Source organism: Flavobacterium nitrogenifigens (assembly GCF_003254565.1).
Classification (GTDB): Bacteria; Bacteroidota; Bacteroidia; order Flavobacteriales; family Flavobacteriaceae; genus Flavobacterium; species Flavobacterium nitrogenifigens.
This window is the reverse complement of the sequence record NZ_QJRI01000140.1, coordinates 1-6,065: the sequence shown is the minus strand read 5'-3', so window position 1 is coordinate 6,065 and position 6,065 is coordinate 1. Positions and strand designations below refer to the sequence as shown.

Annotated in this window: 7 protein-coding genes; 6 read left to right on the top strand and 1 reads right to left on the bottom strand. The window is 38.2% G+C overall.

The features are described 5' to 3' along the window. The 6 genes from DM397_RS00725 to DM397_RS00705 form a co-directional block, all read left to right on the top strand. Window positions 1-285: glycoside hydrolase family 97 C-terminal domain-containing protein (locus DM397_RS00725; RefSeq protein ID WP_204251859.1), on the top strand; the 285-nt coding region annotated here is incomplete at its 5' end. Window positions 286-381: 96 nt separating this feature from the next. Further along, a complete protein-coding gene (locus DM397_RS00720) occupies window positions 382-2,778 on the top strand; it encodes a glycoside hydrolase family 31 protein (RefSeq protein ID WP_111375733.1) in 2,397 nt (798 codons plus the stop codon). Between the two features lie 11 nt (window positions 2,779-2,789). Continuing rightward, the gene (locus DM397_RS00715) at window positions 2,790-3,134 is read left to right on the top strand and encodes an L-rhamnose mutarotase (RefSeq protein WP_111375732.1); all 345 of its coding nucleotides are present in this window, start codon (window positions 2,790-2,792) and stop codon (window positions 3,132-3,134) included. Window positions 3,135-3,325: 191 nt separating this feature from the next. Then, window positions 3,326-3,499 (top strand): IS6 family transposase, encoded by a 174-nt coding sequence (locus tag DM397_RS23755; RefSeq protein ID WP_142479141.1) that lies wholly within the window; start codon window positions 3,326-3,328, stop codon window positions 3,497-3,499. Window positions 3,500-4,192: 693 nt separating this feature from the next. Beyond that, window positions 4,193-4,576: a Dyp-type peroxidase domain-containing protein gene (locus DM397_RS00710; protein WP_111375731.1), complete on the top strand. Its 384-nt coding sequence runs from the start codon at window positions 4,193-4,195 to the stop codon at window positions 4,574-4,576. After that, window positions 4,479-5,507, top strand: a complete 1,029-nt coding sequence (locus DM397_RS00705) for a glycoside hydrolase family 97 catalytic domain-containing protein (protein ID WP_239457757.1) — start codon at window positions 4,479-4,481, stop codon at window positions 5,505-5,507. The genes DM397_RS00710 and DM397_RS00705 overlap by 98 nt, the downstream gene beginning before the upstream one ends. A gap of 308 nt (window positions 5,508-5,815) precedes the next feature. Here the strand turns inward: DM397_RS00705 and DM397_RS23885 are convergent. Next, a partial coding sequence (locus DM397_RS23885) for a hypothetical protein (RefSeq protein ID WP_204251858.1) occupies window positions 5,816-6,065 on the bottom strand: 250 nt, incomplete at its 5' end.

Genomic DNA, 6,065 nt, shown 5'->3' with positions numbered 1-6,065 from the left:
GTGCCAACGGTCTGGGATGAGGTCCGCTTTCTGGAAGGCTACCCAGGCAAATATGCTGTGCTGGCCCGAAGAAAAGGGGCAAAGTGGTATATCGCCGGAATTAATGCGCAGAAAGAACCTTTGGAACTAAAATTAAAGCTGCCGATGATCTCGGAGGGCACCACTCTTAGATATTATCAGGATGATGAATTATTAAATGGAAAAATTATGGACATTAAATACAGATCAAAGATTGGAGTGCCAATAAAAGTTCCCTGTAATGGCGGTGTTCTGTTAACCAACTAAAATCTTTAGGGCTCATTATGGATTTATCCAGAATTGAAGCAATAAAGAGCGAATATATTTTAGCATAATCTTACTAATTAAAATAACTTAAACCAAATGAAATTTATTTATCTATTAATTTGCCCGCTGTTTTTCTGTGCGGCTGGCTACGGCCAGAAATATGAGAAAAACAATCTGGGAATCAAGACGCAAGCAGATGGAAATACAATAGAAATTCAGTTTTACACTCCTTCGATTGTAAGAGTTGTAAAATATCCGGCAGCGGGAGTCTATTCCAAAGAAAGCCTTTCGGTAAACATGAAACCGTCGGCAACTCCTTTTACAGTAAAAAGCCAAAACGGCCAATTGGTTTTAAAATCCGAAAGTCTGAATGTTACGGTGCAGTTTCCAACTGGAGAAATCTCATTTGAAAGTTCAGGCCAGATCTTGCTTCGTGAGAAAAAACAGGGAACAAAATTTAAACCTGTAAAAGATACCGATACCGATTCTTATACCGTTTATCAGGCATTTGATTTGGAGAAAGAAGAACCTATATATGGTTTAGGACAGCACCAGAGGGGAGATTTAAACCAAAGAAATCAAAATTATCGTTTGGAACAGGGAAATACGGAAGATGCCGTGACTTTTTTTCAGTCTGTAAAAGGGTATGGCCTTTTTTGGGATAATTATGCTCCGACAGAATTTAAAGACAATGCCAGCGGGACTTCTTTTGAATCTCTTGTGGGCGATGGGGTAGATTACTACTTTATGTATGGTAAAAATGCCGATGGAGTGATCTCGCAAATGAGAAAGCTGACCGGAACAGTGCCCATGTTCCCGCTTTGGACCTATGGCTTCTGGCAGAGCAAAGAACGCTATAAGAGCCAGAACGAATTAGTCGGGGTGGTAAAAAAATACCGCGAGCTGGGAGTGCCCCTAGACGGAATAATTCAAGACTGGCAGTATTGGGGGAATAATTATCTGTGGAATGCGATGGAGTTTCTTAATCCTGAATTTTCCGAGCCTCAAAAGATGGTGGATGAAGTTCATGGCCTGAATGCCCATATGATTATTTCGATCTGGTCTTCATTTGGACCTCAAACAAAGCCTTATAATGAGCTGAATAGCAACGGAATGCTGTTTGGTTTCCTAACTTGGCCAGAATCTGGCAGCGAAATTTTTCCGCCAAAAAAAGATTATCCTTCAGGAGTGCGCGTTTATGACGCCTATAACCCAAAGGCAAGAGACATTTATTGGAAATATGCAAGTGAAGGCCTTTTTGCAAAAGGAATTGATGGCTGGTGGATGGATTCCACTGAGCCGGATCATCTTTGGGTAAAGCCGGAAGATTATGATACCAAAACATATTTGGGGACTTTCAGAAAAGTGCGAAATGCTTATCCTCTTATGGCTGTGGGCGGGGTTTACGATCATCAGCGAAAAGAGACTTCAGATAAACGGGTTTTCATTCTAACAAGATCTGCTTTCGCTGGCCAGCAGCGTTATGGCGCCAATACTTGGACAGGAGACGTAGAATCGAGCTGGGAAAACCTGCGTGCACAGATTCCGGCAGGACTTAATTTTACTCTCACAGGCATGCCGCATTGGAATTCTGATATAGGCGGTTTTTTTGCTGGTGCTTACAACCAAAAAGGAGAAGTTTCTGGAGCAGAAAGCCTTTTGTTTCGCGAGCTTTATGTTCGTTGGCTGCAATTTGGAGCTTTTAACCCGATGATGCGTTCTCATGGTACAGATATACCTCGCGAGATCTATAATTTTGGTCAGAAAGGGGAACCGGTATATGATGCGATTGAGAAATTTATAAATCTGCGTTATTCCTTATTGCCTTACATTTATTCGGCATCATGGGAAGTGACCCATAAAGATTCCAGTTTTATGAGGGCATTATTTATGGATTTTGCCGCCGATTCCAAGAGCTGGGATGTTAAAGATGAGTTTATGTTCGGAAAATCTATTTTGGTTGCGCCAGTGGTTCATGCCCAATATACACCCGAAAAAATAAAAGAAAGCGAGAATCAAAAGCAGAGTGTAGATTTTACAGCAGAAAAATCAAGAATCGTTTATCTTCCCGCTGGAAGCGGCTGGTACGATTTCTGGACAAATGAAAAACTGCAGGGCGGTCAGGAAATTACCAGAAAAACAAAGCTGGATATGATGCCGCTGTTTGTTAGGGAAGGCGCTATTATTCCAATTGGACCTCAAGTGCAGTTTGCTGAGGAAAAAAAATGGGACAATCTTCAAATAAAAGTATATCCGGGAAAGGACGGTTTCTTTACCCTTTATGAAGATGAATTTGATAATTACAATTATGAAAAAGGTGCCTATACAGAAATTGATTTTACATATAATGATAAGCTGAAAAAATTAACGCTTTCCAATAGAAGAGGAAAATATAAAGGCATGTTATCCGAAAGGACTTTTAGCGTTGTGCTGCCAGATGGCACTAAAAAAGTTTTGGTTTATAAAGGAAAAAAAATAGAATGTAAACTTTAAGCAAGGAAGATATGCAGTTAAAAAGGATATGTTATGCCTGCGATCTGATTGATGATCCAGAACTTATTGCAGAATATAAAAAGTATCATCTTGCAGAAAATGCACGCCCTGAAATTACGAAAAGCATTAAAGATGCTGGAGTAGCGTCTATGGAAATTTACCTCTTAGGGAACAGATTATTTATGATTATGGAGGTGGATGAAACTTTTACTCCCGAGAGGAAACAGCTGATGGATATTGCAAATCCTGATGTTCAGAAGTGGGAGCAGCTAATGTGGAAATTTCAGCAGGCGCCTCCTGGAGCAAAACAGGGAGAAAAGTGGCTGAAGATGGAGCAGATTTATAGCTTGCCATAACTTTTATTTTGCTGATAAAAATTAAAATTGAGGACTTTGAGGTTCTTGTAAAACTAAACCATTCTGTATCTTCAGTGCAGAGTCGTTTAGTTTTTTTTTTTTTATTATAAGCCTTAAAATATTAACTTGTTTCGGACGTTCTGTCGCATCTAAGCTAAGTTTTATCTTTGCCTTATTAAACTCTTAAACTCATGAATACTAAAGGTCATTGCTATCCGAAGTCTATTATTGTGCAGGCCGTATACTTTAAGCTTAGGTTTACATTAAGCTATAGGGATGTTGAAGAGATTATGAAAATGGGAGGAGCTTCTATTGGCCATGCTGCTATTCAGGGCTGGGTTTATAAGTTTACACCTTTGGTTTAGTCAGAGATGAAGGAGAGAAAAGGCAGAGTGGGGGAAAGTTGGAGATTGGATGAAACCTATATCAAGGTAAAAGGTGTTTGGTGTTAATATTATTTTAGGAGCTTTCCCCTCTATACGTCCTAATCTTTTGTACCTAGCCTCGGCACAAAAGGATTTCCACTGCTATCTGGGTTAGGGCTGCTGAGGAGCCCGGCTCTATAGACAAATAAAAAATAAGAAAGATTAAAAAAATGACGCAATTTGTCTTCAATTGGAGCCGTTTGGTGTCGTGACCTAAACAGGACAAATTGCAACATCTTTTTTGGATGATTTGAAGAAATTGGCGTACGATATTCTGTTCAATTCCTGTTGCTCGAATTCTGTTAAGTTATCAAAGGATAAAGATGGATTTTAAAGCAGAAGATTGTGAGGGCAGATTTTAGCTCAATATCTGTGTTAAAATATTAGAAAAAATTTGTTTGCTTTTGTGGCATAAAGGTAATCTCCTTCAAGTTGATGCAACGGGTTTAGCAGCTGCATTGGGTGAAGGAAATGCAGCCGTTGCTTTCGAGAAAGAGTAGAGCATCTTAAAACTTGTTTTTATCGATATAAAAGATTTTTCCCTGCATAAAATATAAATCCTATTGTACAATGTGCTGCTTTTAAATAGAAATTTTAGTTTTATCTTTGAATAATGTATAAATAGATATAAGAATGAGCAGATCGCAAAACGTTACAGATTATCCAAATAACAATACTATTTTCATGGTTTGGAAATTTAAGAATGAGACTGATATAAAGCTTGTATTTGAGAAACTTTGTTCATTAGTTAGTAATTTAAATAATTCTTATACCATAAGGATACCCGATGGGAGAACCAGTTGTGTTATGGGAGTTGGGTATGATGCCTGGATAAGGCTTGGACTGCCGAGGCCTTTGCCCAAGGAATTAGTAAATTTTGAGCCAATTATAGGGGCTAAACATACAGCAAAAGCTACATATGGTGATATTCATTGCAGATGCTTCATGGATTGTTCCCGGAAAAGCGGCGTGGTCGTGGTGGTCGCATCCAGAAGATTTTACACCAGAAATGTATAAAAAGTTTACTGATGTTTCGGCTTCATTTGGATTTAGATATACGCTTTTTGACGCTGGATGGGAAAAAGCCAACAAAGAAGGAAAAATTATTGATCATGCTTTAGCTAAAGGAGTTCAGCCATTGGTTTGGGGATATTCGGCTGAATATTTTGATTCAGATAAGAGGAAGAAAAGATTTAAAGAGTTGGCGGATATGGGCGTAAAAGGGGTTAAAATTGACTTTTGGTGCTCAGACAGGCAAGAAGTTATGGGAACGCTGCAATCGGTTTTTGAAGATGCGGCCAAAGAACATCTTTTGGTAAACCTGCACGGTACTACAGTTCCGAGAGGTTGGCATAGAACATGGCCAAATTTTGTAACGGCAGAGGCTATTTTAGGAACTGAAAGCTATTTTTATGAGCCAAGATTTCCTGAGAAAGCAGCGGAGCAAAATACCGTATTGCCATTTACAAGAAATGTAGCGGGACCAGCAGATTACACGCCATTTGCTTTGACTTTTAGAAAGTATACTCGTTTAAATACTGCTACGCATGAATTGGCTATGGCAATGATTTATACGTCAGGAGTTATTCATTTTGCTGATTCAGAAGAAGTTTTTAATTCACTTCCGACTGAATTAAAGAACTTATTAAAAGAAATGCCTGCTACTTGGGATAAAACAGAATGTATTATTGGAGAGCCAGGTAAGGCATTAGTATTGTCACGTCAAAAAGATGATCTTTCTTATATCGTGGGTATTAATGGGACTAATGCAAATCAGTCTATAACAATTGATTTAAAAAAATATGGTAAAGGTTTCTCAAAATTCAGAATTATCTCTGAAGGAAAAGATCCTTTAATGGATTTTAAAGTAGAATCGTATCCATTAACTTCAAACTGGAAGTATAACTTGGCTCCAAAAGGCGGATTTATAATCCAATTTATTAAGTAGCAGAAAATAAAAATGATCAACTTTATTAATAATCCATAACCTTTAATGATGCCTAAGTCTATTTATTTTTAGTTTTAGGCTTTGTTAAAGGAAAAAGCTTTAAATGTTTTTTGAATTTTAAAAAGTTAAATTTTTCATTTCCAGTGCGTTAAGGGGTGATCGAAAAAAAACTTCGAAAAAAGTCTGCGGAAAGCATTGGAAAAGCGGAAAAAGGTTCTACTTTTGCACCCGCAACGGCGAAAAACGCTCTTAGACATTCCGGCAGCTTTATCTTATTTTGGGAAAGAGATTTTCGAAAAAAAAAAGATTCAAAAAAGCTTGCGGGAAAGGAAAAAGCTTTTTACATTTGCACCCCGCAAAACACGGAAAGTTCCTTGACAGACTGGTGAGAAAAACGAAAAGATGAGGCGAAAAAAAAGCTTCAAAAAAAATCTCAAGTTTTTCTTGCGAGAAACAAAAAGAAGTTTTAGTTTTGCACCCGCTTTGAGATAGAGGCGAAGACAGAAAAATACACGTTCGTAGACATATTGAATTGACAGCCGCTTTAGCAGAGATGCT